At 49.7% G+C, this 2443-nt stretch carries 2 protein-coding genes; one reads left to right on the plus strand and one right to left on the minus strand.

The window, feature by feature from the left end; all coding sequences use genetic code 11:
• Window positions 1-949, minus strand: a 949-nt coding sequence (locus VAE48_RS16895) for a PstS family phosphate ABC transporter substrate-binding protein (protein WP_322794507.1), incomplete at its 3' end; no start/stop codon positions are given.
• A gap of 447 nt (window positions 950-1396) precedes the next feature.
• Here VAE48_RS16895 and VAE48_RS16900 point away from each other — a divergent pair.
• A partial coding sequence (locus VAE48_RS16900) for an ATP-binding protein (protein ID WP_322794508.1) occupies window positions 1397-2443 on the plus strand: 1047 nt, incomplete at its 3' end.

Here is a 2443-nt window from a genome sequence, read left to right on the forward strand (position 1 = left end):
CTGCGTTTTTGAGGTAGAATTCAATGAACAGGCTGATTTCATCTTTCTGATCCACCCGGGCGCGGTTCACGTAGATAAAGATGGGCCGAGAGAGCGGTTGATATGTACCCTGGGAAACTGTAGTAAGGTCGGGAAGTACACAATTACCATCGCCATTATCAACTGCCACCAGTTTCAGTTTATCCTTGTTCTCTTCGTAATAAGCCAGACCAAAGAAACCTAGTGCGTTGGGATCGCCGGCGATGCCCTGGACGAGCACGTTATCGTCCTCACTGGGCAGGAAGTCGCCGCGGCTGGAACCCTCTTCTCCAACAATGGCAGCAGTGAAGTAGTCATAGGTGCCCGAGTCCGTACCAGCGCCGTACAGGGTCAACGGTTGATTGGGGAAGCCCTCGCGCACCTGACTCCAGTTGGTGATAACACCTTCGGCTTCAGGCTGCCAGATTTTCTTCAACTCTTCAACGGTCAGACAAGCCGCAAAATTGTTGGATGGATTGACCATGACAGCCAGACCATCGAAGGCAACCGGTAATTCGATGTACTCAATGCCGTTTTTCTGACAAAGTTCAACTTCAGAGGGTTTGATGGGGCGGGAAGCATTGGAAATATCCGTTTCGCCGTTGCAGAATTTCTTGAAACCGCCACCGGTGCCTGAAATCCCCACCGGAACGCGCACTTCTGGATAAAGCGCCTGGAATTCTTCAGCAACTGCCTGGGTAATCGGGGCAACGGTGCTGGAGCCGTCCACCAGGATGGTGCCTTCCACGGGGCCAGCAGTGGGGGTAATGACTTTCTCTACTTCAACCACCTGAGTTTGAATGACGGTCTTTTCAACGATTCTTTCTGTCGCCTCGTTTTCGGCGGCAGGGGTTGCGGCAGGTGCGCAGGCTGATAGCACCAGTCCTGCTACAACCAATAAGAAGAACAGCGGGCGAACTTTAGCAAACATACATTTCTCTCCTTTTGTGATAGAGTTTTGAAAATTACTCACTCATCATAACAAGCGCTGTTTAATGACAGTCAATGGACAGGTTAAGGACTGGTTAAATAAAATTTAATCTTGTGTTTTCGGTCACCGATAACAGGATGTTTTCTAAAATTCGACCGTGAAAGCGAATCTGAACAGGTTGAAAGACCGATATATAATTGAATATGAATGTGCCTTTTGGCAAAATCCGGCAAGTAATGCCATAACCCATTCCCCCGCAAAAAAATTTCTGGGGCGATGTTGGATGAAGTGCGGGTTGGCGGCTGAAAATGCCAGGTTGATGTGGAATCAACTTATCCGGAGCTGACGTCAAACATAATCGCTTAGATTTCCATGAAAAACCTAAAAGAATATATTTCAATAATTCAAAAGTCCTTTCCAGCTTTCTCGCAACACGAAGCGGAGCAGATGCTTACCTCCGGCGAAGTTCGTTCATATCCGGCCGGGACTAAATTGACCGTTGAAGGAGCTTACCAAACCACATTTTTTATTTTGCTCGATGGGGAAGTTCAGGTCACCAAAAAATTCGATGAAAACGAAGAAAGGTTGTTAAAAATTCTACGGGCAGGCGACTTTTTTGGTGAAATGGCCATCATTCATGATGCTCCGCGTGCTGCAACGATTACTGCGCTAACCGAAGTCGAAGTACTCGAAATACAGCGGGAAACATTTACCGGCTTGCTGCAAAGTAACAGCCAGCTTTCGCTGGCAATGGTGCGTGAGGTCAGCCGCCGTTTGCGGGAAAATGACGAAATGGCGATTGCGGATTTGCGTAAAAAAGCCGAAGAATTAAGTGAAGCCTACCGGCAGCTCTCACAACAGGAAGCCGCGCGCCGTCAGTTTTTGACCACCATTGCCCACGAACTGCGCACACCGCTCATGGCGGCCAACGGCTTTTTGCAGATTATCCGCAGCGGTGCATTACCGGAGGAAACCCTGCAAAGCGCTTTGGAAACGGTTGCGCGCAACTTAAAGGAAATTACGGCTTTGATTAACGATATTTTATTCTTGCAAGAGATGGAATTGATCCTGCCGGAGTTTCAACCAACCGATTTGAGCCAGATCATTCTGGAAGTTATCGAGGCTTACCGCCCGATGGCTCAGCAACAGGGGATTGAATTGCAGGTCAACCTGCCGGCGGACGCCGTGCAGGTTCTTGGAGATGCAAAAAGTTTGGGGCGGGCGCTGGCAGCCGTGGTGGATAATGCCATCAAGTTCAGCCCAGACGGGGGTAGGGTTGGGGTCAGCCTGTTAACTCATGAAAATTGGGCGGAAATTCAGGTGGAGGACAGTGGCGTCGGCATTCCACCCGAAGCGCTGCCGTTTATTTTCGATCGTTTTTACCATTTGGATGAAGTGAATGGTCATCTGTTTCGCGGGGCGGGGCTGGGGTTATCCATTGCCCGGCAGGTGATCGAACAGCACGGCGGCGAGATTGCCGTACAGAGCGCTTTG

Origin of the sequence: Bellilinea sp., assembly GCF_034432615.1 — a bacterium.
GTDB lineage: Bacteria > Chloroflexota > Anaerolineae > Anaerolineales > Anaerolineaceae > Bellilinea.